Origin of the sequence: Burkholderia sp. Bp9142, from assembly GCF_003853415.1 — a bacterium.
Taxonomy (GTDB): Bacteria; Pseudomonadota; Gammaproteobacteria; order Burkholderiales; family Burkholderiaceae; genus Burkholderia.
The window spans coordinates 26,329-49,437 of record NZ_QTPP01000043.1 but is presented as its reverse complement, the minus strand read 5'-3'; the positions used below and the strand labels follow the sequence as shown (position 1 = coordinate 49,437).

The window sequence follows — 23,109 nt, the reverse complement described above, 5'->3', positions numbered from 1 at the left end:
GATAGGAAGATGGACAACATGCACAACTCGAATGGCCTGATGCGCTTCGCGAAGGTGGCGGCCGCGAGCACCCTGCTCGCGACCCTGCTCGCCGCGTGCGCGGTGGGGCCCGACTACAAGCGCCCGGATGTGTCGACACCCGCGGCGTTCAAGGAAGCGCCGACGCTCGCGGCCGGCGAACAGGCCGGCACGTGGAAGACCGCCGAACCGGCGGACGGCGAGCATCGCGGCGAATGGTGGAAGGTGTTCGGCGATCCGGTGCTCGACGCGCTCGAAGCGCAGGCACTCGCCGCGAACCAGAACCTGAAGGCCGCGGCCGCACGTGTCGAGGAAGCGCGTGCGGCGACCCGCACCGCGCGCTCGCAGTGGTTCCCGCAAATCGGCGCCGGGTTCGGGCCGACGCGCGAGGGGCTGTCGTCGGCGTCGCAGTTCCAGCCGCAGGGCACGGGCCCGACCAACGCGACGCTTTGGCGCGCGCAGGGCACGGTGTCCTACGAGGCCGACCTGTTCGGCCGCGTCGGCCGCAACGTCGAGGCGTCGCGTGCCGACCAGGCGCAGAGCGAAGCGCTGTTCCGCTCGGTGCAGCTCGCGCTGCAGGCGGACGTCGCGCAGAACTACTTCGAACTGCGCCAGCTCGACTCGGACCAGGACCTGTACCGCCGCACGGTCGAACTGCGCGACCAGGCGCTGAAGCTCGTGCAGCGCCGCTTCAACGAAGGCGACATCAGCGAGCTCGACGTGTCGCGCGCGAAGAACGAACTGGCGAGCGCGCAGGCCGATGCGGTCGGCGTCGCGCGCCGGCGCGCGGCGTCCGAGCATGCGCTCGCGATCCTGCTCGGCAAGGCGCCCGCGGACTTCGCGTTCAAGGAGACGCCGATCGTGCCGGTCGCGGCGAAGATCCCCGCGGGCCTGCCGTCCGCGCTGCTCGAACGCCGCCCGGACGTGTCGGCGGCCGAGCGCGCGATGGCGGCCGCGAATGCGCGGATCGGTCTCGCGAAGTCGGCGTACTTCCCGAAGCTCGATATCACGGGCGCGTTCGGGTATGAGGCGTCGACGCTCGGCAACCTGTTCCTGTGGTCGAGCCGCACGTTCCTGCTCGGGCCGTTCGCCGGCACCGCGCTGACGCTGCCGCTGTTCGACGGCGGGCGGCGTGCGGCCGGCGTGCAGCAGGCGCGCGCGCAGTACGACGAGCAGGTCGCGAACTACCGGCAGCAGGTGCTCGTCGCGTTCCGCGAGGTCGAGGACAACCTCGCCGATCTGCGCCTGCTCGACGACCAGATTCGCGCGCAGGATGCGGCGGTCAATGCGTCGCGCCGTGCGGCGACGCTGTCGCGTACGCAGTATCAGGAAGGCGAAGTGGCCTATCTCGACGTGATCGACAGCGAGCGGTCGGTGCTGCAGTCGCAATTGCAGGCGAACCAGTTGACCGGCGCGCAGGCCGTATCGACGGTCAACCTGATCCGGGCGCTGGGCGGCGGGTGGGGGCCGGCGCCGGCGCCGGCTGCGGTTGGCGACGCGGCGACCGGCAAGGCGGAGGTGGCTGCGCGCTGAACGTGAGCGGCGGGCGATTCGGGCAATTCGTTGCCCGGCCGTCGGCCGCGAATCGAAGAACCCCGGCATGCAGGCTCAGGCCCGCGTGACCGGGGTTTTTTCATGGTGCGTCGAGCTGATATCGCAACTAACGGTCAAACTCGCCCGGCACCGGCGGGCGGAGCGTGCGGCCGTGTCCCGCCGCACGCCCGATCAAGCTAGGTGGCCTTCAGCCCGCAGCGCCCGCACCAGTTCGCCGGCCGCCTTGCCGAGCCCCGTGTGCTTCGGCCGGCGCAGGTAGACGGGCAGTGGCAGCCCGTTGCGGATGTTCGCGAACACGAGCGGCGCGAGCTCGCCGGCGGCGACATGCCGGCCGATCAGCGAATCGGGAAAATTCGCCCAGCCATGCCCGGCCTTCACGAGCGCGATCGCGGTCGCCATGTCGGTCACCTTCCACGTGCGGTTGCCGATCACCGGGCGCACGTCGGTGAGCGGTCGCCCGGGATCGGCGATCACGATCTGCCGGAACCCCGACAACCGCTCGATCGCCTCGGGCTGCGCGGCTTCGGCGATCGACGGATGACCGGGCGCGGCGACGGCAATCAGCGTCTCGGTCCACAGCGCGTGGATCTGTTCCTGCGGATGAAGATCGAGCCCGCCGTACGCGACGCAGAGATCGACGGCGCCGCGATGCAGGGCGTCGACGATCGCGTCCTGCGGCGCGGTGACGATGCTGATCGCGAGCGCCGGATACTTCGCGGCCACGGACGTCAGCGCGCGCGCAACGGGCGCGCCGTCGAGCTCGGCCGCGAGACCGAGCCGCAGCGTGTCCTCGACGCCTTCCGACAGATGCTGCGCATGCGCGCGCAGCGCCTGCAGCCGTTCGGCGATCGATCGCGCGTCGGGCAGCAGCGCGGCCATCGCGGCGGTCGGCGTCGGCTCGCGCGTGCCGCGATCGAACAGCACGAGGTCGAGTTCGGCCTCGAGGTTCGCGATCGCCATGCTGACGGCCGACGGCGTGCGGCCCAGTGCACGCGCGGCTGCCGAGAACGAGCCTTTGTCGATGACGGTCAGCAGCATGTCGATGTGGTCGCTGGTCAGCACGTGCGGCCTCCTGTCAGAAAAATTGAAAGGATCTGACTTTTGCGGGCGAAGGGCCCGCTGTAGTCTCGCCACCTTGTTCGATACGAAGGTGGCAGGTCATGCAAGGATGGAAGAGGCGCATAGTCTACGTCGTGATGTTCGAGGTGCTCGGCATCCTCGTCGCGTCGTCGGTGCTCGGCATGCTGAGTGGCGCGAGCGCGACGGCGAGCGGCCTGCTCGGCGTGATGATCTCGACGACGGGCGTCATCGTCAATTTTTTCTACAACGTCGGGTTCGAGGCGTGGGAGCGGCGGCGTGCGGAGACCACGCGCACCGTCGGGCGGCGTGTCGTGCACGCGATCGGATTCCAGGTCGCGCTCGTGACGTTCCTGATCCCGCTGATCGCGTGGTGGCTCGACGTGTCGCTGCTGCAGGCGTTCCTGTACGACGCGGTGCTGATCGTGTTCTTCCCGATCTTCACGTTCGCGTACAACTGGTCGTTCGACAGCGTGTTCGGGTTGCCGGATGCGGTGACGCGCAAGCCCGAACCGGCCGCGTAACGAATAGGAAAACGAAGCGATGCGGGATGGCCCGCATCGCTTCGCTTTGAAAGAGAAGGGGAGTAACGGGCGGAACGCATGCCGCCCGCGAACGTTACGCGGCGACGAACTCGTGCACGTAACGGTTGAACACCGCGGGGCTCGCCGCGTTCATTCCGTGCGACGCACCGGCGACGGTCTGCCGTCGTGCATCGCCGATCCACTGCGACAGCGTGTCGACGTTGTTGCGGAACATCTTCGGGCTGCGCTGGCCGTCGATCAGCAGCGTGCGGCATGCGATATCCGACGCCGTGTGCTGCGAATAGGCGGGCAGCGGATCGCGCAGCTGCTTCGGCAGCGTGCTCGCATTGTCGATCGCCATCGTGCGAAAGCGCGACGTGCTCTTCTTCCATGCGCCGGGCAGGCTCACCGAGTCGACGAACATCTCGAGGCCGGTTTCCACTTCGCCTTGCCCGATCAGGTTCACGGCCTTCGTGCGCAGTGCGATCGCGGCGGCCGGCAGCGCGGCTTCGCGCACGCCGGGCTGTTGAAGCGGGCCGCCCGGATCGGCGAGCGTGAGCGTGTCGACGAGCTGCGGATGCTGGCGCGCGACGTTGAACGCGACGCTGCCGCCACGCGAATGGCCGACGAGATGCACGGGGCCGAGATCGAGCGCATCGATGAATTCGGCGAGCTCGTCGACGTGGTTCTGCCAGCTGAACTCGTCCTGGATGCCGGCTTCGACGGCCGGCCAGTAGTGGCTCAGGCTCGGCGCGATGCAGCGGTAGTGCGCCGACAGCGACGCGAGTTGCGGATCCCAGTAACGGTAGTCGCATAGCGAGCCGTGCACGAACACCATCGGCGCGCCGCTGCCCCGCTCGACATACGGCAGGCTGATGCCTGACGAAAGCGTCGCAAATTGCAGGTCGGGGTTCGCGAGCACTGACGGCTCGATTCGCATGTTCATGACTGAAAACTCAATGGGTGCGTCATCACGTCGCAACTATGCCTCACGGCAAGCTGCAAGGAAAACGCATAATTTTCATCGTGACGATCAATTTTATTGATGGCTGCACCGGAAACCCCTGTCGGAGCGTGGGGGCGGCAGCCGCGCATGGCGTGGCCTACATGGCAGACGCGGAGCTCGAGATCCTAGCGATAGCTCGCCAACGCATGCAGATGCTCACCTAGCTCGCCTGTCCGCGTTGCGGCATTGACGTGATGGAAGTAGCGATACCATCCGCTATCGTGGATGCCCTGGAGCAAAGCGTCCCGAGCGGTCGCGTTAGGGAAGCGCCAGATGCCGACGAAACGATGATACGTAGAGCGCGGGACGTCGGGGTCGATTTCGCTCAACGTCAGCATCTCGATACCTAGCGTACCGAGTTCAGTCATGCCTTTGGCAATGCCGTCAATGAATACACGACGGTTATCGTCAGACAAAATCTCCCAGGCAGGCGAGGGCGAATAAAGTTCTACCAGGTAATGCGACGTGCGGAGCTCCCCATCAATTGCGTTGCCGACGCCCCGTTAGCTCGGTATCGGTTTGGACGCCCGTGTTGCCCGAGACTTTCACCAGCAACGTGGCAAGTTGCTCACGCTCTTTTGATGTCAGGTTGGCAAACAAGCTGCCGATCCACTGGCTGTGCTGATCAAATATGCGAACGGATGCTCCAGGACCCACGGGGTCTTGCCGAGGCCACTGCCGTGAGGCACGCCACGGCCTGCCGAAGCATCTCCCAGGCGATGCCGGACTGCAGCACGAATAGGACCCGATCGGCACGGCGCGATCGTCGAGCGGCTTGCGTCCCGGGTATCGCGTCCGGCGTGGCTTCGGCGGTGGCGGCAGAGGTTGGATCAGTGACCAAAATTCGCCATCGAGTATCGGTTTTGCGATGACCTCCTCATCAGCGAAACAACGACGAAGCTAACAGGGCGTGCGGCGGGTTAACAGCCCCCGCCACTCATTTGGTTAGACTTTCTAAGCCGCCGAGCGCTACCTGCCCGTCACCGCACCGCCAGCGCCGGCGCGCTCTGAAGCTCGACGGCAAGATCGTTGTCGGCGGCGAACTGCATCGCGAAGTCGAATGCATCCGCGCATACGGTGCGCAATTCGTCCGACACGAACAGGCATTTGACGCCGCCGTCGACGACCGGCATCGCGAGCCGCGACAGCGCGCACGGATAGCCGGGCCGCCGCTCGCCGACGAACAGCGTGATGACGCCGGCGAGCCGCTCGGGCCAGTCGCTGGGGCGGAAGGTCTTCTGCGCGCGCGTGATGCCGCGGATCAGGTGGCCGCGGGGTTGGCCAATGAGGCGGCCAAGTTCGGCAATGTCGATGCGATCCATGCTGGGGTGCGTATCCTCGTTCGCGTCATTCGCCGCCGTCGGCCGCCGCGTCGCCGCGCGCGGGAATCCGCAGGTTGCGCAGCTTGTGATAGAGCGTCTTCTTCGGCATGCCGAGCGCAACGCTTGCTTCCGCCACGTTGCCGTTGTGACACCGCAGCATGTCCTCGATCAGCATCCGCTCGAAATACGCGAGCTGCTCCGCGAGCGTGCCGCCCGCCGCGGGCGCGCCGCCGGACGACAGCAGGCTGTCGCCGGTCAGGCCGAGCACGAAGCGGTCGGCCACGTTCTGCAGTTCGCGCACGTTGCCGGGCCACGCGTGCGTCATCAGTTCGGATACCTGCGCAGCCGTGACGATCGGCGCCGGCTGCCCGAAGCGCCGCGCGGCCGCGAGCACGAAATGCTCGAACAGCAGCGGCACGTCCTCGCGCCGTTCGCGCAGCGGCGGCAGCTCGATCTGCGCGACGTTGAGCCGATACAGCAAGTCCGCGCGGAAGCGCCCGTCGGCCGCGAGTTCGGCGAGATCGGCCTTCGACGCGGCGACGACGCGGCAGTCGACCGGAATCAGCTCGTTCGCGCCGAGCCGCTCGACCACGCGCTCCTGCAGCACGCGCAGCATCTTGATCTGCAGCGGAATCGGCATCGTCTCGATCTCGTCGAGGAACAGCGTGCCGCCGTGCGCCCATTCGATCTTGCCGATGCGCTTCTTGATCGCGCCGGTGAACGCGCCGGCCTCATGGCCGAACAGCTCGCTCTCGAATACCTGCTCGGGCAGGCCGCCGCAGTTCAGCGCGACGAAATGCGCGTCGCGCCGGCCGCCGAAGTCGTGCAGGCTGCGCGCGATCAGCTCCTTGCCGGTGCCCGTCTCGCCGGTGATCAGCACCGACACCGAGGTATCGGCGAGACGCAGGATCTTCTTGCGCACGTCGGCCATCGCGGGCGACTTGCCGAGCACGAACGCCTCGATGCCCTGCCAGTTGTCGAGCGCCGCGCGCAGCCCCTGCACCTCGAGCGTGAGCCGGCGCTTCTCGACCGCACGCGCGACGCGGCCGGCGATCACGTCCGACGAAAACGGCTTCTCGATGAAGTCGTACGCGCCGTCCTGCATCGCGCCGACGGCCGTCGAGATGTCGGCATGGCCGCTGATCAGCACGACCGGGATCTGCGCATCGACGGCCATCACGCGTTCGAGCAGCTGCAGCCCGTCGATGCCCGGCATCCGCACGTCCGACACGATCACGATGGGCGCGCCGGGCGCGACGTGCGTGAGCGCGTCGGCGGCGGACGCGAATGCGTCGACCGGGAACCCGGCGAGCGCGACGGCCTGCTCGACGCCGATCCGGACGTTCTCATCGTCCTCGACGACCAGCACGCGAATCTCATCTTCCATGCTCTGTCCTTGGTTGCGGCGTCGCCGCCGCGAATTCGATTGTGAACTGCGCGCCGCCTGCGTCACGGTTCGTCGCGGCGATCTTCGCGCCGAACGCCTCGACGATGCGCGACGTGATCGCGAGGCCGAGCCCGAGGCCCTGGCCGCGCGGCTTGGTGGTGACGAACGGCTCGAACAGGTGCGGCAGCACCTCGGGCGCGATGCCGGCGCCGCTGTCGGCGATGGTGAAGTGCACGCGGCCGGCTTCGTCCGCATCGTCGGCTTTGGCCGCTTCGATGACGATGCGCCGCACGGGCGCGTCGTGCACCGCGTCGAGCGCGTTGCCGAGCAGGTTCACGATCACCTGCTGCAACTGGCTCGATTCGGCGGACACCGTCGTGCCCGGCGCGATGTTCACGTCGAGCTGCACGCCTTCGTCGCGGATCCGCGCCTCGTAGATGAGCCGCGCATGCGCGACGGCCTCGTTCAGCGACACGGCGACGCGCTCGACGTCGGGCTTGCGCGCGAAGGTCTTCAGTTCGCCGGTGAGCACGGCCATGCTGTCGACCAGCTTGCCGATCCGTTCGAGATTGGCGTATGCCGGTGCCGGCTGGCCGCGCTCGAAGAACGTGCGCGCGTTGTCGCACAGCGTGCGGATCGCGACGAGCGGCTGGTTCAGCTCGTGCGTGAGGCCGGCGGCCATCTGCCCGAGCACCGCGAGCTTGCCTGCGTGCACGACTTCCTGCTGCGAATCGCGCAGCCGCTGCTCGGTGCGTTCGCGTTCGACGATCTCGCGCTGCATCCGCTCGTTCGCGGCCGTCAGCGCGGCGGTGCGCTGCGCGACGGTCAGCTCGAGCCGGTCGTTCGCGCGACGCAGCGCGTCCTGCGCGTTCAGCCGCGCGACGATCGCCCGGCGGCGCTGGATCGCGTAGCCGACCAGCAGCGCGGCGATCAGGAACGCGCCGGTGACGAACACGAACGCGGTCTGCTGCTGGCGGCGCGCGCTGGCGATGTCGAGCAGCACCATCAGCGAATCGCCGGCCTGCGGGGCGGGACGCGACATCACGAGATAGCGCGTGTTGCGGCCGGCGTGATGCGCATCGGGGAACGTGCCGAACCACGCCGCGGCGCTGCGGTCGCCGATGTGGCGGTACGGCAGCACGTCGACCGTGCGGCCCGCGTATTGCCGCGACGCCTGGATGTCGCGCTGCTGCTGCGCGGTGATCGGGCGCAGCGCGGTGAATTTCCACGCCGGCTCGGTCGAGATCACGACCACGCCGTTGCCGTCGACCACCATCGCGGCGACGCCCGGCGCACGCCATGCGGATTCGAGCGGGTCGACGCTGATCTTCACGGCCGCCGCGCCGATCGGCACGCCGTCGTCGCGCACCGCACTCGCGAAGTAGACGCCGGGCACGCCGGTGTTGGTGCCGATCCCGAAGAAGCGGCCGCTGCCGTGTGCCAAGGCATCCTTGAAGTACGGCCGGTACGACACGTTGGTGCCGACGAAGCTGATCGTCTCGTTCCAGTTGCTGGCGGCGATCACTTCGCCGCGCAGGTCGATCACGTCGACGGCGCCGCTGCCCGCGTCGCGGTTCACGGCCTCGAGATAGGTGTTGACCGTGTGCGCGAGCGCGGGCCGGTCCTGCGGCGCGGCCTTCAGCAGCGCGCGCACGCCGTCCTGGCGGGCGACCAGGCCGGGCAGGATCTCGAAGCGGCCGAGCTCGCTCTTCAGGCTCGACGCATACAGGTCGAGCCGGTGCGCGCCGGTTTCCTCGAGCGCGTCGATCGCGCGTTCCCACGCGAAATCGACGGCCGCGCCCGCCACGCCGACATACAGCACGGCGGCCGACGCCCAGCCCCACCACGGGATTCCCTTGAAGCTCTTCTGCACGTTCGCCCTCATCGAAGCCCGCCACCGGTCGTCCGCAACCGGCCCTCCGCAACCGGCCCTCCGCAATCACCACGCTGGAACGACGCGCGCCGCGCGCCGGCAGGGCCGGCGGCGGCGCGTGCGAAGCAGCCTGCGCGACGGTGCGCGCGGCCGCGCCTTATCCGAAGTGCGCGACCAGGATCAGCGTCACCGTGACGACGATCGCGCCGCCGATGCGGGTCGCGATCTGCGCGAACGGCATCAGCTGCATCCGGTTCGCGGCGGTCAGGATCGCGACGTCGCCGGTGCCGCCTTGCCCGCTGTGGCAGGCGTTCACGATTGCGGTGTCGATAGGGTACATCTTCAGCAGGCGGCCGACCACGAAACCGGTGCCCATCAGCGTCGCGACGGTCGACACGATCGTGACGACGTTGACGATCGTGAAGGCGGCGGTCAGCTTGTCCCACGGCGTCATCGCGACGCCGATCGCGAACAGCAGCGGATACGTGACGGCGGTCGAGAAGAACTTGTAGACGACGAACGCGCCTTCCTGCAGCGGCGGCGACACCGCGCGCGCGAGCTTCACCAGCACCGCGAGGAACAGCATCGCGACCGGCGCGGGCAGGCCGAACAGCTTGTGGGCCATCAGGCCGACGAGGTACAGCGTGATCGCCGTGATGCCGGCGCCCGCGATGTGCGTGACGTCGACGTGGCCGCGGATTTCCTCGTTCTCGGGCGTCATGTCGCCCGATTCGCCGACCTGCAGGCGACCGTTGCCGGTCAGGTGCGGCAGGCGCTTGCCGATCATGTCGAGCGCGCCCGACAGGATGATCGCGGTCAGGCTGCCGAGCATCACCGGCGGCAGCACCATCGCGAACATCTCGCCCTGCGGCAGGTGCATCAGTTCCGAATAGCCGATCGACAGCGGAATCGCGCCTTCGCCGACACCGCCCGCCATGATCGGCACGACGATGTACAGCAGCGTGTGGCGCGCGCCGAGGCCGAGCGCGGTGCCGACGGCCGTGCCGACGATCGCGGCCGCGACCGAACCGGCGGCGAGCGGGATGAAGATCTTCACGAAGCCCTGGATCAGCACGCGCCGGTCCATGCTCAGGATGCTGCCGACGATGATCGACGCGATGAACAGGTACAGGAAGTTCGTCGACTTCGTGAACTCGACCGTCAGGTTCAGCACCGGCTTCGGCAGCACGTGGTAGTAGGTGAGCGCCGACGGCACGAAGGTCGCGAAGATCGCGGCCGCGCCGATGTTGCGCAGCAGCGGCAGGCGCTTGCCGAGTTCCGCGCACGTGAAGCCGAAGAACGCGAGCACGGCGATCGCCATCGAGATTTCGCCGGGCACCTTGCCCGTGACCGCGAAACCGACGATCAGGCCGAACAGGATCACGTAGACCGGCAGCGGGATGATGCCGATGCGGATTTCCATCAGCTTCCACCAGCCTTCCGGCCAGAAGCGTTCGCGCGTGGCGGGACCGGCTTCGGCAATTGCCTCCGGACGGGATTGGGTATCGATAGAGGTCTGCAAGACGTGTCTCCTGATGTTGGAATGCCTGCATTGCTTCGCGGCATCGTGTGCCGTCTATTACGCAACCCCCGTGCCAGGAATCCTGGCCGGCCGGAATATTCTTAGTTCATTGATTCATAAGGGATTTATTTCGTCTGTTGAAAGGGTTGCCGCCGCGGGCTGGCCGAGATTTCGGAATCCGCCCGGCGCGGAGGCCGAGATCTCGGCCACGCAGCCGGCCGGATGCTTGGCCGGCCCTGATCGCGCGCCATATCGCCGCGCGCGATTTTCTTCGCACAATCGCTTCGTAGACCACCCTCCCGCCGCTCTCTATCATCGGCTGATCCTTTTCCGATGCGACGACTGTCCGGAGAACGCCCGCGCGTTCGCCGCGGCGTCGCTCATCCGTCGATACCGTCTTTGGACAGGAGAGTGGTTCCCATGCCGCATGCCGTTTTTTCCGCCCGCTTTTCCTCCGGCCGCATCGCACGGCTCATCCGGCCGGCCCGCCTGCTGGCGGCCGCGCTGTTGGCGGTGTCGCTCGGCGTCGCGCTCGCGGACGGCGCGCGTGCCGACACCGCGCCGCTGAAGGTCGGCCTCTCGACGAGCCCGCAGATCGAAGCACTGAAGATCGCCGCGAAGGAGGCGAAGGAACAGGGCCTCGACGTGCGGATCGTCGAGTTCACCGACTGGAATACGCCGAACGCGGCGCTCGCGAACAAGGACATCGACGTCAACTACTTCCAGCACATCCCGTTTCTCGAGAACGCGAAGAAGCAGGGCGGCTACGACTTCGTGTCGATCGCACCGGGCACGATCATGAAGATCGGCCTCTACTCGAAGAAGGTGAAGCGCTTCGACGAGCTGAAGGACGGCGCGCGCGTGGCGATCGCGAACGATCCGGTGAACGGCGGGCGCGGGCTGTTGCTGCTGCAGCGCGCGGGGCTGATCACGCTGAAGCCGGGCGCCGACTATCGCGCGACGACGCGCGACATCGTGTCCAACCCGAAGCACCTGAAGATCATCGCGCTCGAGGCGTCGCAGCTCGCGCGCTCGCTCGACGACGTCGACCTCGCGCAGGGCTATCCGAGCTTCATCAAGCTCGCCGGCACGACCGACCCGAACAGCGCGCTGCTGTTCGACGGCACCGAGAACAAGAACTTCGCGATCCAGTGGGTCGTGCGCCCCGAGAGCGTGAACGATCCGCGCATCCGCAAGTTCATCGCGATCTACCAGCATTCGCCCGCGGTGCGCAAGGCGCTCGACAACGCGTTCGGCTCGCTGTACGCGATCGCGTGGTGACGGGGGCGACATGACGACGGCCAACCGCAAGAAGATCCTGCTCAACGCGTTCAACATGAATTGCGTCGGGCACATCAACCACGGGCTGTGGACGCATCCGCGCGACCGCTCCGCGCACTACACCGATCTCGACTACTGGGCCGATCTCGCGAAGACGCTCGAACGCGGCAAGTTCGACGGGATCTTTCTCGCGGACATCGTCGGCGTGTACGACGTGTTCGGCGGCGGCCCGGACGCCGCGCTGCGCGAATCGGTGCAGGTGCCCGTCAACGATCCGCTGCTGCTCGTGCCCGCGATGGCGCAGGTCACGCGGCATCTCGGCTTCGGCGTGACCGCGAACCTGACCTACGAACCGCCGTACCTGTTCGCGCGCCGCATGTCGACGCTCGATCACCTGACGAAGGGGCGCGTCGGCTGGAACATCGTGACCGGCTATCTCGACAGCGCCGCGCGCGGAATGGGCCTCGCGCGGCAGATCGGCCACGACGACCGCTACGAACGCGCGGACGACTACATGGACGTCGTCTACAAGCTGTGGGAACAGAGCTGGGACGACGACGCGGTGATCCGCGACGCGCAGGCGCGCGTGTTCGCGCAGCCCGGCAAGGTGCGGCGCGTGAAGCACGACGGGCCGTTCTATTCGGTCGACGCGATCCACCTGAGCGAGCCGTCGCTGCAGCGCACGCCGGTGCTGTACCAGGCCGGCTCGTCCGCGCGCGGCGTCGAGTTCGCGGGGCGGCATGCGGAGTGCGTGTTCGTGAACGGGCAGAGCAAGGCCGCCGCGCGCGCGGCCGTGCTCGATATCCGCGCGGCCGCCGCACGGCTGGGGCGCGACCCGGCATCGATCAGGATCTTCGCCGGCGTGAGCGTCGTGACCGCCGAGACCGAACGGCTCGCGCGCGAGATGTTCGACGAATACCGGCGCTATGCGAGCCCGGAAGCCGGCCTCGCGCATTTCGCGAGCTCGACCGGCATCGACTTCGCGAAGTACGGCCTCGACGAGCCGATCTCGTACGTGAAGACCGATTCGATCCAGTCGGCGGTCGACGCGATCTCGCGCAAGAGCGCGACCGGCACGTGGACCGTGCGCCGGATGCTCGAACAGATGGCGCTCGGCGGCCGCTATGCGCCGATCGTCGGCTCGCCGTCGCAGGTTGCGGACGAGTTGCAGTCGTGGATCGACGAGACGGGCATCGACGGCTTCAACCTGACGCGCACGGTGATGCCCGAGTCGTTCGAGGATTTCGTCGACTGGGTCGTGCCCGAACTGCAGAACCGCGGCGTCTACAAGGAAGACTACGATCCCGCGCCGACGCTGCGCGAGAAGCTGTTCGGCGCCGGTGCGCGGCTGCCGGCCTGGCATACGGGCGCGCAGCACCGGCCGGCCGCCGTGCCGGCAACGGAACCCGCGCATCCCGCGCATGCAACGTGACGGAGCGAAGCGATGACGCAACTGTTCGATACGCTGGGTTTCATCGAGGCATCGGTCGTGCGGGCCGGCGCCGGTGCGGAGGCACTTGACGAAGCGGCCGCGCCGGCCGCCGGCGCCGCCGTGTCGTTCGCACACGTCGGCAAGGTATTCGCGACGCCGCGCGGCCAGGCCGCCGCGCTGCGCGACGTGACGCTCGATGTGCGGCGCGGCGAGGTGTTCGGGATCATCGGCCGCAGCGGCGCCGGCAAGTCGACGCTGCTGCGGCTCGTGAACGGGCTCGAGCGCCCGAGTTCGGGCAGCGTCCAGGTGCAGGGCGTCGACGTCGGCGCGCTCGACGAAGGCGGGCTCGTCGCACTGCGCCGCCGTACCGGGATGGTGTTCCAGCATTTCAACCTGCTGTCGGCGAAGACGGTGTTCGAGAACGTCGCACTGCCGCTGAAGATCGCCGGCGTGCCGAAGGCCGAGCGCGTGCGCAAGGTCGAGGCGCTGCTCGAACTCGTCGGGCTCGCCGCGAAACGCGACGCGTATCCGGCGAGCCTGTCGGGCGGGCAGAAGCAGCGCGTCGGCATTGCCCGCGCGCTCGTGCACGATCCCGAGGTGCTGCTGTGCGACGAGGCGACGTCGGCGCTCGATCCCGAGACGACGCAGTCGATCCTCACGTTGCTCGCCGACATCAACCGCCGCCTCGGGCTGACGATCGTGCTGATCACGCACGAGATGGAAGTGATCCGCGCGGTGTGCGACACGGTCGCGGTGATCGAGCAGGGCGAGGTCGTCGAAACGGGCCCGGTGTGGCGCGTGTTCGGCGATCCGCGCCACGGCGCGACGCGCGCGCTGCTCAGCACGCTCGTGCACGACCTGCCGGCCGAACTGGCCGCGCGCGTGCAGCCGTTGCCCGAGCTGGCCGCGCTGCCCGACGGCGCCCAGGTCGTGCTCGACGTCCGCTATACGGGCGAAAGCGGCGGCGAGCCGGACGTCGGCGCGCTCGCGGCGGCGCTCGGCGGCTCGGTGCGATTCCTGCATGGCGGGATCGAGCGGATCCAGGGGCATGCGCAGGGGCGCCTCGTGATCGCTGCGTCGCCGCGCGCGAATGAACCCGGGCTGTCGCTGGCGCGAGGCGGCGCGGTCGCCGCGTTGCTCGAACGCGCGCGCCGGCATGCGAACCACGCGGAGGTGCTCGGCTATGTTTGAGTTCTGGTGGCCCGAACTGCTCGACGCGATTCGCGACACGCTGTCGATGGTCGCCGCGTCGGCCGCGGTTGCGGCGTTGATCGGGGTCCCGCTCGCGGTGATCCTCGTGACCACCGCGCCCGGCGGCATCTACGAGCGGCGCGGCGTGAACGCCGTGCTCGGCGCGCTCGTCAACGTGTTCCGCTCGACGCCGTTCATCATCCTGCTCGTCGCGTTGCTGCCGTTCACGCGCGTGCTGATCGGCACGACGATCGGCGTGTGGGCGGCCGTCGTGCCGCTGTCGATCGCCGCGATCCCGTTCTTCGCGCGGATTGCCGAAGTGAGCCTGCGCGAAGTCGATCGCGGGCTGATCGAGGCCGCGCTCGCGATGGGCGCGAAACGCCGCCACATCGTATGGCACGTGCTGCTGCCGGAGGCGTTGCCCGGCATGCTCGGCGGCTTCACGATCACCGTCGTCGCGCTGATCGGCTCGACCGCGATGGCGGGCGCTGTCGGTGCGGGCGGGCTCGGCGATCTAGCGATCCGTTACGGCTACCAGCGCTTCGACACCACCGTGATGGCGACCGTGATCGTGATCCTGATCGCACTCGTTTCGGCCGTGCAAATCACGGGCGACCGCCTGGTCCGACACGTGACCCGGCGTACCTGAGCGGCGCCACGAGCGCCGGCTCTTTTCATTGAAGATCCTGAGAGAACGATACCCATGACCTTGCCCCTCCGCGCGCCGCGCGAATGGAACGGACAATTCGAGGAAGCGCTGTTTCTGGACGTCGCGCGACGCCATCGCCCCGGCTTTCCCGACAAACTCGCGACGCCGCCGCGCGAGCCGCGCGGCGAAGACGAGCGCGCCGCCGTTGCGGACTACTACACGAAGATGGCATCGCACGACCTGTTCATCGTGCAGGTCGTCGCGAAGGCGATCGACACGGTGTTCCGCGACGATCCGCATTTCCAGCTGATCCTGTCGCGCCAGCTCGGCGACGACGGCGCGCACGCGGTGATCGGCCGCGAGCGCGTGACCGAACTGACGGGCCGCGATCCGCTGCCGGAAGTCGAGCGGCTCGTCGCCGCGCACTGGGCGCGCATCGGCGACATCGCGGTGCGCGACGTCGCGGGCTTCCTCGCGTTCGAATGGCATTACGAGCTGCACATCCTCGCGAAGCTGTGGATCCAGCGCAAGACCGGCCGCATCGCGGATGGCGCGATGCGCGAGCACGGCGAGAACCGCATCCGCCCGGACGAGGAGTGGCATCGCGTGCAGATCGTCCAGTGGTGGTTCGACAGGTTGAACGCGCTGCCGGCCGCCGAGCGCGACGCGCTGATCGACCGCGTGATCGCGGCCGACGAGGAAACCCAGATCCGGCTCGACGGTTACCTGCATGACGAATACGCGCATACCGCGCACGTGTTCGGCGCGGATATCGCGGAATACCGCGCGATCTACGACGACTGGCGGCGCGAGATCCTGTCGCGGCTGACCGGCCGCCGGCTCGATGCGCTGGTGCCGCTGTCGCACGAAGTCGTTGCGCATGAAACCCTTGCACAGGAAGCCGTTGCATGAACGATCCACGCGGACCGGCGACGTTTGCGCCGGATACCGATGCACTTGCGATCGACGCCGATGCGCTGGCGCGCACGATCGACGCACTGCGTGCAACGGCCGTTGCACGCGATCGCGCGGGCGGTCACGCGGCCGGCGAGAAGCAGTGGCTCGCCGATGCGGGCCTGCTGACGCTTGCCGTGCCGCGCGAATTCGGCGGGCAGGAAGCCGCATGGCCGGCGATCTACGACACGATCCGGCGAATCGCGCGCGTCGACAGCGCGCTCGCGCATCTCGTCGGGTTCCAGATCCTGCAGGTGGTGAGCGTCGACGTGTGGGGCAGCGCGGCACAGCGCGAACGCTATCTGCGCGGTACGGTCGAGCATCGCTGGTGGTGGGGCAATGCGGTCAACCCGCTCGACACGCGGCTGGTGGCAACCGCGACGCCGGACGGCGGCTATCGGCTCGATGGCGTGAAGGGCTTCTGCTCGGGCACGCGCGGCTCGCAGCGGATGACCGTGTCCGCGCACGATCCGGAATCGGGGCGCGCCGTGTTCGGCGTGGTGCCGACCGATCGTGACGGGATCACGGTCGACGAGGACTGGGATCCGATCGGCCAGCGCCAGACCGACAGCGGCAGCGTGCGCTTCGACGGTGTGACGCTCGCGCCGGATGACGTGCTGCACCGGTCGGAGACGCCGCCGACGCCGCGCGCGACGCTGCGCACGCTGGTGTCGCAGCTCGTGCTGACGAACCTGTTCGTCGGGCTTGCGCAAGGCGCGCTGGCCGAGGCGCGCGACTACGTGCTGAAGCACGGCCGGCCGTGGATCCACTCGGGTGTCGCGCAGGCGAGCGACGATCCCTATACGCTGCAGCGCTTCGGTGACATGCGCGTACAGGCGGTCGCGGCGGCGTCGCTGGCCGACCGCGCGGCTGTCGAGCTGCAGCGCGCATGGACGCGGCGCGAAGCGCTGACGGCCGGCGAACGTGCCGAAGTGGCGCTCGCCGTGTCGGACGCGAAGATCGTCGCGCAGCGCGCGGCGCTCGACAACGGCGAGGCGCTGTTCGATGCGTGCGGCGCGCGCGCGACGGCTGCATCGCTCGGCCTCGACCGCTTCTGGCGCAACGCGCGCACGCATACGCTGCACGATCCGCTCGACTATCGGCTGCGCGACGTCGGCCGGTTTGCGCTGACGGGGGAATTGCCGCAGGCGTCGCTCTATACATGACGGCGGCCCTGGACGATCAAGTCGTCACGCCATCGGCGCCGCGGCGCCGATGGTCGATTTTCCGCGCCAGGAGGCCGCTCCCTGGCGCGTTGCCGCTACAGGCGGATTACCAGCGGTAGCCGACGCCCGCGCCGGCGCCGAACGAGCCGTGGCCCGACACCGCCGTCGTGATCGAGCCTTTGACGAGCCATTTCGTCGTTGCGACGGACAAGCCGACCGCCATCGCGCTTTGACCGCCGTACGTGCCGCCGCCGAGCGCGACGACCTTCTCGCCGGGCAGCACGGCCTGCGGCAGGTTCGCCATCGCGATCGCGCTCGCCGTGCCCGCATTCGCGTCCTTGCGGTACTTCGACATTTCCTCGCGGACCGAGTTGATCGCACCGTTCAACTGGCGCACGTTCACGCCATCCGTCGGCGCGGTACCGTCCGCCACGTTGGTCAGCTGACGCTCGGCGCCGGGCGAGCCGATCGACACCGTGTTGTCCCGGTCGGCAACCGAATTCGCACCCAGCGCCACCGCGTTGTTCGCCGTTGCCCGGCTGTTCGTGCCGATCGCGGTCGAGTCCGTGCCGGACACGTTCGAGCCGGTGCCGATCGCCGTTCCGTTTGCCGCGGTGACTTTCGAATTCGTGCCGATGGCCGTGCCGTTGGTCGCCGTGACGGTCGAATTCACGCCGACGCCCGTACCGTTGTCGCCGGACACGTTCGAGCCATTGCCGACCGCGGTGCCGTTCGTCGCGGTGACCGACGTGTTCGTGCCGATCGCGGTGTCCGTCGGGTCCGTCACGGTGCCGCTCGGGACGCTCGACGAAATCTTGCCGACGGTCGTCGTGAGGTTGGCCAGGTCCGCCGTCAGCGTCGACACCTGATTGGCGATCGAGAAGAGCTGCGAGCCGTTTACCGCGTCCGTGCTCGTCGCACTGATCGCGCCGGCCGCGACGTTGACGATCTGCCGCTCGGCACCGGCGCTGCCCACGCTCACCACGCCGACCGGCGTGCCCGCGAAGCCGCTGTAGGTCACGCCGTTGAGCGCCACGCTGCTGACGGAGGTAAAGGCGCGCGTGGTTGCGTTCGAGCCGAGCGCGACGGAATTCGCGTCGGCGGCGTTCGCGCCTTCGCCGAGGGCGACCGCGTTCACGGCGGAGGCCGTCGCGCGCGCAATGGCGACGCTGCCGGTAGCGGACGCCGAGCTGTCGACACCGAGCGCGACCGAATCGGCCGCGCCGGCGTTGGCCTGGAAGCCGAGTGCCGTACCGCCCGCTGCGATGCTGCCCTTGCCCACGGCGGTCGAGAATGTCGCGGTGGCGCTCGCACCTTGGCCGACCGCCGTCGACTGATCGACCGCGAATGCAGCCTGACCGAATGCCGACGCCGTGGCGCCGTTTGCGATGGCGCCGTTACCGACCGCCGTCGCCTGGGTTCCGACTGCGCTCGAGACCGCCCCGATTGCGGTCGCCTGATCGCCGGTGGCCACCGCATTGCCGCCGACGGCCGTCGCGAGCGTACCGGTCGCGGCCGCCATGCGGCCGATCGCGACGGTTTCGCTATAGGCGCCGGTCGACGAGCCCGAATTCGCGGCTGCCGCCGTGCCGATCGCGACGTTGTCGCAGCCGGTTGCCGTGGCCGGATACGTGCTGCTTCCCGAAATGGCGATGTTGCCGACGCAGCCTGCCGACGTTTCGGTCGACGTGCCGTTCTGCACATAGTCGGCGCGCGCGGGTGCGGAAGCAGCGAATGCGACCATGGCTGCGCTGACCGTGACGGCAAGCGCCGCCTTCGACTTCCTCGGTGCGCGTCGTGCCGAATTGCCCAACCCTCGTTGATTCTTGCTCATTTGTTTTCCCAGGCTCGATATGAATGTTGTGTTGCGGCTCGCGTGCCCCTTCCGTAATCGCCCGATCGCATCGATTCATCCATGTCAGCTTCATGACGGTCGTCGGTTTTGGCTGATGACGGAATGAAAGGTCTGCTAACTAAATTCGACATTCGACGATATCGGGCGATGGGAAAAGGCAAACGACGCCGCCGCGTGCTTCTGTCACGGCCACGGTGGAACTTCCCGGCTCCGCAGCTCGACTCGCGACGATGCATTTTGATTGGCGCGGGCCGCACCTATGTTTGCTGCGGCGTCTGAACGCTATGTTTCGGGAGAAATTCGTTCGGCGAGCGGCGTGATGAAGCGGCGGGTATCGCGGGGTGGTGGCGCGCAGGTCGCCGATTATCGCGCGGCGGCAGGCGGGAGAGGGAAGGCTCGGGTAACGCGTGTCGGCGTTCTCATGGTCGGCAATTCATGCACGAGCGGATGTTGCATGTCCGTGCACGATCCGCAGTCTCACATGTTGGGACCAACGGGTGCCGGCAACCGCCGCTCACGGTCGCCCGTGCGTCACTGCGCCGGCAACGCGTCCGCCAGCGCCCGCATCGCGTCGACCGTCTCCGGATTCGCCGGGAAAAACGCCTCGATCGCCAGCTCCGACAGCGTGACGTCGACCGGCGTGCCGCATACCGTCGTCGTGCTGAAGAACGTCAGTTCGCCGGCCGCCGTGCGCAGCCACAGCGGCACCGCGATGTCCGCATGGTCGGTGCGCAGCAGCGGGCCGATGCCGGCCGCGCGGCCGGCGGACGGGGGAGCGAATGGAGGGCGGCGGTCGAGTTAATGTTCGCGATGATAGGCAATCCTGCGCGCGCCGGGCATGACCTGCGAGGTAGGCACGCCGGCGCGGCGTGCGTCGCCGATTCCGTCGGCTGCCACCCGAGGCTCCCTTCCACCCCCTTATTTCGTTCCCTGACGCTCCCCGACGGTGCGTTACCATGGATTCCGTGCCACCTGAGAGGCGGCACCGGACCCGCGACCACAACGCCCGGGCCGGATGCCGCGCACGTTCACAACAAGGCATTCCAGGGGAATTCAATAATGAAAAAACTCGCCGTCCGCGTCGCCTGCGTGGCGATGCTCGCACTCGCCGCGACCAGCGGCCACGCGCAAACCGAAGCCGCGCAGGTCGAAATGAGGGCCGCCGCCGCGGCCGCCAACAAGGCCGTCGTGAACGGGCCGGCCGATATCGACGTCAAGCACGAAGCCGTGCTGAAGCTGAAGGCGGGCGAATCGTTCGTGCCCGCCGCGGAAGCCGGCCGCTACCTGCGCTCGATGGGCAACTCGATCGACGAATCGAAGCTGGTCGGCCTCGTGCTGCCCGAGGATCCGGACGCCGACTGGATTTCGGTCGTGTCGTTCGAGCCGAGCGGCTACATCCGCGACGACGACGCGAAGGACTGGAAACCCGACGAACTGCTGAAGAGCCTGCAGGCCGGCACCGAGGAGAACAACCCGGCGCGCAAGGAGCGCGGCCTGCCCGAAACCGAGGTGGTCGGCTGGGCGCGGGCGCCCGCGTACGACGCCGCCACGCACCGGCTCGTGTGGTCCGCGATCATCCGCGACAAGGGCGCGGCCGCGAACGCGGAGAACGACGGCGTGAACTACCGGACGCTCGTGCTCGGCCGCGACGGCTACCTGTCGCTGACGATGGCGTCGACGCTCGCCGATCTGCCGAAGTACAAGGCATCGGCCGACGACCTGCTCGCGAACATCCGCTTCAACGACGGCAAGCGCTACGCCGATTTCAACCAGTCGACCGACCACGTCGCCGAGTACGGCCTCGCGGCGCTGATCGTCGGTGTCGGCGCGAAGAAGCTCGGCCTGCTCGCGCTGATCGGCGCGTTCGCCGTGAAGTTCTTCAAGATCGGCGCGCTCGCGCTGCTCGCTGCCGGCGCGGGGCTGAAGCGCTTCTTCGGGCGCAAGCCGAAGCTGGCGGCCGCGCCGGCCGTTGCCAACGCCGCCGACGCTGCCGAGGTGTCCGGCGCGGAGCGTAAAGAATGACGAAGCTGCTGCTGCTGATCTTCGGCGGCCTGAAGCTCGGCAAGGTGCTCGTGTCGGCGGGCACCATGCTCGCGTCGATCGCGGTCTACGCGCTGTTCTACGGCTGGCGCTTCGCGGCCGGCTTCGTCGCGCTGCTGTTCGTGCACGAAGCCGGCCACTACCTGGCCGCGCAGCGGCGCGGGCTCGACGTCGGGCTGCCGACGTTCATCCCGTTCGTCGGCGCGTGGATCCAGCTGAAGGAGATGCCGCACGACGCCGAAACCGAGGCGTACGTCGGGCTGGCCGGGCCGTTCGTCGGCACGCTCGGCGCGCTGGCCTGCTACGCGGCCGCGCGGCACGACGACAGCAACCTGCTGCTCGCGCTCGCCTACACGGGATTCTTCCTGAATCTTTTCAACATGATTCCGCTGTCGCCGTTCGACGGCGGGCGCATCACCGCGGTGCTGTCGCCGCGCATCTGGTTCGCGGGCGTGCCCGTGCTGATCGCGCTGTTCGCGTACCGGCCGAGCCCGCTGCTGATCGTGATGGCGATCCTCGCGCTGCCGCAGCTGAAGCGCGCATGGCGCTACGATCCCGATGCGCCGGAAAACCGCGCGTACTACGCGACGTCGGTCGAGACGAAGACGACCTACGCGCTCTGCTACGTCGGCCTGCTCGCGTTTCTCGCGCTGATGACGTCCGGCGTGCACGACATGCTGCGCGTCGCGCATGCGGCGGCCTGACGAAAAAAACGGCGGCCGCTTGCGCGCGGCCGCCGTCGTCATCCTTCGAGTCCTGCCGAAGCTCACGCGTCGCGATGACGCAGCTCGACGCGCTTGATGTCCTTCACGATCACCAGATAGCTGAACACGGTGACGAGTGCGTTCAGGCCGACGAACACGAGCGCGCCGTTGAACGAGCCACTCGCGCCGACCAGGTAGCCGATCGCGATCGGCGCGACGATGCCGGCCGTGTTGCCGAACATGTTGAACAGGCTGCCCGACAGGCCGATCGCCTCCTTCGGCGCGGTGTCCGCGACGACGGCCCAGCCGAGCGAGCCGATGCCCTTGCCGAAGAACGACACGGCCATCAGCACGATCACCAGCACTTCGCTGTCGACGTAGTTGCAGCCGATGATCACCATCGACAGCAGCATCCCGCCGACGATCGGGATCTTGCGCGCGCGCGTCAGCGACACGCCGCGACGGATCAGCGTGTCCGACAGCATTCCGCCGAGCACGCCGCCGAGAAACCCGCAGATCGCAGGCAGCGACGTCATGAAGCCGGCCTTCAGCAGCGACATCCCGCGCGCCTGCACGAGGTAGATCGGGAACCACGTGAGGAAGAAGTACGTGAGCACGTTCACGCAGTACTGGCCGAGATAGACGCCGAGCAGCATCCGGTTCGACAGCAGCTGGCGCACGTAGTACCAGCCCGCGACGCGGCTGCTTTCGGACACGGCGCCGTTGCCGCGCGTCCCGGCCGGCCGGCCCGTCGTGCGCACGAGGCCGCCGCCTTGCTCGATATGCTCGAGTTCCGCGCGGTTCACCGCCGGATGGTCGACCGGATCCTTCATCACGCGCAGCCACAGGAACGCGAGCGCGATGCCGGCGAGGCCGAGCCACAGGTACACGTGGTGCCAGCCGTACGCATGCGTGAGCCACGCCATCAGCGGCGAGAACACCACCGCCGCGAAATACTGCGCGGCGTTGAAGATCGCCGACGCCGTGCCGCGCTCGGCGGTCGGGAACCAGCTCGCGACGACCTTCGCGTTCGCGGGAAACGCGGGCGCCTCGGCGATGCCGACCGCGAAGCGCATCACGAACAGCGCGGTCACCGCGAACGCGGCGCTGCCGCCGAGGCCGATCGTGCTTTGCAGCAGCGTGAACGCCGACCACAGGAAGATGCTGGTCGCATACACGCGGCGCGCGCCGAAGCGGTCGAGCAGCCAGCCGCTCGGCAATTGCGCGAGCACGTACGCCCAGCTGAACGCCGAGAAGATGTAGCCCATCGTCACCGGATCGATGCCGAAGGCCTTGCGGATCGGCGTGCCGGTGATCGACAGCGTCGCGCGGTCCGCATAGTTGAGTGTCGTGACGACGAACAGCATCGCCAGGATCCAGTAGCGCACGGCGGTGCGGCGCGCGCTGCCGGCGAGATCGATCGGAAGATCGCGGGGAGAGGTCTGATTGTTCACTTTAAATGTACGTCGTCATATGACATAGCTGAAAGTTTATTGACAATGTCCGGATTCAGAAACCTCGGGTTTTCCCTTTGAAGATCGTCGTCACAGTATG

Annotated in this window: 19 protein-coding genes and 2 pseudogenes; 10 read left to right on the top strand and 11 right to left on the bottom strand. The window is 68.1% G+C overall.

The window, feature by feature from the left end; genetic code table 11:
• Window positions 1–9: 9 nt before the first annotated feature.
• Window positions 10–1,551, top strand: coding sequence for a multidrug efflux transporter outer membrane subunit OpcM (gene opcM / locus DIE22_RS32065; RefSeq protein ID WP_124497187.1), 1,542 nt, complete (start codon window positions 10–12; stop codon window positions 1,549–1,551).
• Between the two features lie 192 nt (window positions 1,552–1,743).
• Here the strand turns inward: opcM and DIE22_RS32060 are convergent, their stop codons facing one another.
• Window positions 1,744–2,634, bottom strand: a complete 891-nt coding sequence (locus tag DIE22_RS32060) for a LysR family transcriptional regulator (RefSeq protein WP_124606939.1) — start codon at window positions 2,632–2,634, stop codon at window positions 1,744–1,746.
• Between the two features lie 98 nt (window positions 2,635–2,732).
• On the opposite strand from DIE22_RS32060, the gene DIE22_RS32055 reads away from it, so the two are divergent.
• Entirely contained in the window at window positions 2,733–3,173 is a 441-nt protein-coding gene (locus tag DIE22_RS32055) for a PACE efflux transporter (protein WP_124606938.1), read from the top strand.
• 94 nt (window positions 3,174–3,267) lie between these two features.
• Here DIE22_RS32055 and DIE22_RS32050 read toward each other — a convergent pair whose 3' ends face one another.
• From DIE22_RS32050 to DIE22_RS32025, 7 genes and pseudogenes are all read right to left on the bottom strand, one after another.
• Window positions 3,268–4,119, bottom strand: a complete 852-nt coding sequence (locus DIE22_RS32050) for an alpha/beta fold hydrolase (RefSeq protein WP_124606937.1) — start codon at window positions 4,117–4,119, stop codon at window positions 3,268–3,270.
• A gap of 185 nt (window positions 4,120–4,304) precedes the next feature.
• Entirely contained in the window at window positions 4,305–4,634 is a 330-nt protein-coding gene (locus tag DIE22_RS32045) for a DUF6616 family protein (protein WP_311767437.1), read from the bottom strand.
• Between the two features lie 265 nt (window positions 4,635–4,899).
• A pseudogene (locus DIE22_RS39035) lies at window positions 4,900–5,049 on the bottom strand (IS5/IS1182 family transposase); the annotation flags it as partial.
• A gap of 110 nt (window positions 5,050–5,159) precedes the next feature.
• A complete protein-coding gene (locus DIE22_RS32040; RefSeq protein ID WP_124606936.1) occupies window positions 5,160–5,501 on the bottom strand; it encodes a DUF3579 domain-containing protein in 342 nt (113 codons plus the stop codon).
• A gap of 25 nt (window positions 5,502–5,526) precedes the next feature.
• Window positions 5,527–6,888, bottom strand: coding sequence for a sigma-54 dependent transcriptional regulator (locus DIE22_RS32035; RefSeq protein WP_124606935.1), 1,362 nt, complete (start codon window positions 6,886–6,888; stop codon window positions 5,527–5,529).
• The gene (locus DIE22_RS32030; protein WP_124606934.1) at window positions 6,878–8,773 is read right to left on the bottom strand and encodes an ATP-binding protein; all 1,896 of its coding nucleotides are present in this window, start codon (window positions 8,771–8,773) and stop codon (window positions 6,878–6,880) included. The genes DIE22_RS32035 and DIE22_RS32030 overlap by 11 nt, the downstream gene beginning before the upstream one ends.
• A gap of 145 nt (window positions 8,774–8,918) precedes the next feature.
• Window positions 8,919–10,283, bottom strand: coding sequence for a 2-hydroxycarboxylate transporter family protein (locus DIE22_RS32025; RefSeq protein ID WP_124497179.1), 1,365 nt, complete (start codon window positions 10,281–10,283; stop codon window positions 8,919–8,921).
• Between the two features lie 420 nt (window positions 10,284–10,703).
• On the opposite strand from DIE22_RS32025, the gene DIE22_RS32020 reads away from it, so the two are divergent.
• From DIE22_RS32020 to DIE22_RS31995, 6 genes are read left to right on the top strand one after another with little or no spacing between them, the layout of a single operon-like run.
• The gene (locus DIE22_RS32020; RefSeq protein WP_124606933.1) at window positions 10,704–11,564 is read left to right on the top strand and encodes a MetQ/NlpA family ABC transporter substrate-binding protein; all 861 of its coding nucleotides are present in this window, start codon (window positions 10,704–10,706) and stop codon (window positions 11,562–11,564) included.
• Window positions 11,565–11,574: 10 nt separating this feature from the next.
• The gene (locus tag DIE22_RS32015) at window positions 11,575–12,996 is read left to right on the top strand and encodes an LLM class flavin-dependent oxidoreductase (RefSeq protein WP_124606932.1); all 1,422 of its coding nucleotides are present in this window, start codon (window positions 11,575–11,577) and stop codon (window positions 12,994–12,996) included.
• A gap of 12 nt (window positions 12,997–13,008) precedes the next feature.
• Window positions 13,009–14,187, top strand: coding sequence for a methionine ABC transporter ATP-binding protein (locus DIE22_RS32010; RefSeq protein WP_124606931.1), 1,179 nt, complete (start codon window positions 13,009–13,011; stop codon window positions 14,185–14,187).
• Window positions 14,180–14,836: a methionine ABC transporter permease gene (locus tag DIE22_RS32005; RefSeq protein ID WP_124606930.1), complete on the top strand. Its 657-nt coding sequence runs from the start codon at window positions 14,180–14,182 to the stop codon at window positions 14,834–14,836. Before DIE22_RS32010 ends, DIE22_RS32005 begins: the two co-directional genes overlap by 8 nt.
• A gap of 54 nt (window positions 14,837–14,890) precedes the next feature.
• Entirely contained in the window at window positions 14,891–15,748 is an 858-nt protein-coding gene (locus DIE22_RS32000; protein WP_124497174.1) for a hypothetical protein, read from the top strand.
• The gene (locus tag DIE22_RS31995) at window positions 15,745–16,956 is read left to right on the top strand and encodes an acyl-CoA dehydrogenase family protein (RefSeq protein WP_124606929.1); all 1,212 of its coding nucleotides are present in this window, start codon (window positions 15,745–15,747) and stop codon (window positions 16,954–16,956) included. The genes DIE22_RS32000 and DIE22_RS31995 overlap by 4 nt, the downstream gene beginning before the upstream one ends.
• Before the next feature lie 106 nt (window positions 16,957–17,062).
• Here DIE22_RS31995 and DIE22_RS31990 read toward each other — a convergent pair whose 3' ends face one another.
• Together DIE22_RS31990 and DIE22_RS31985 are read right to left on the bottom strand one after the other, a co-directional pair.
• Entirely contained in the window at window positions 17,063–18,790 is a 1,728-nt protein-coding gene (locus DIE22_RS31990) for a YadA family autotransporter adhesin (protein ID WP_124606928.1), read from the bottom strand.
• A 552-nt stretch (window positions 18,791–19,342) separates the two neighbouring features.
• Window positions 19,343–19,543: pseudogene (locus DIE22_RS31985) on the bottom strand (transcriptional regulator); the annotation flags it as partial.
• A gap of 327 nt (window positions 19,544–19,870) precedes the next feature.
• On the opposite strand from DIE22_RS31985, the gene DIE22_RS31980 reads away from it, so the two are divergent.
• Both DIE22_RS31980 and DIE22_RS31975 read left to right on the top strand, forming a co-directional pair.
• Entirely contained in the window at window positions 19,871–20,833 is a 963-nt protein-coding gene (locus DIE22_RS31980) for a DUF2167 domain-containing protein (protein ID WP_124497171.1), read from the top strand.
• Window positions 20,830–21,555 (top strand): site-2 protease family protein, encoded by a 726-nt coding sequence (locus DIE22_RS31975; protein WP_124497170.1) that lies wholly within the window; start codon window positions 20,830–20,832, stop codon window positions 21,553–21,555. Before DIE22_RS31980 ends, DIE22_RS31975 begins: the two co-directional genes overlap by 4 nt.
• A 62-nt stretch (window positions 21,556–21,617) precedes the next feature.
• Here DIE22_RS31975 and DIE22_RS31970 read toward each other — a convergent pair whose 3' ends face one another.
• Entirely contained in the window at window positions 21,618–23,009 is a 1,392-nt protein-coding gene (locus tag DIE22_RS31970; RefSeq protein ID WP_124606927.1) for an MFS transporter, read from the bottom strand.
• Between the last annotated feature and the right edge of the window lie 100 nt (window positions 23,010–23,109).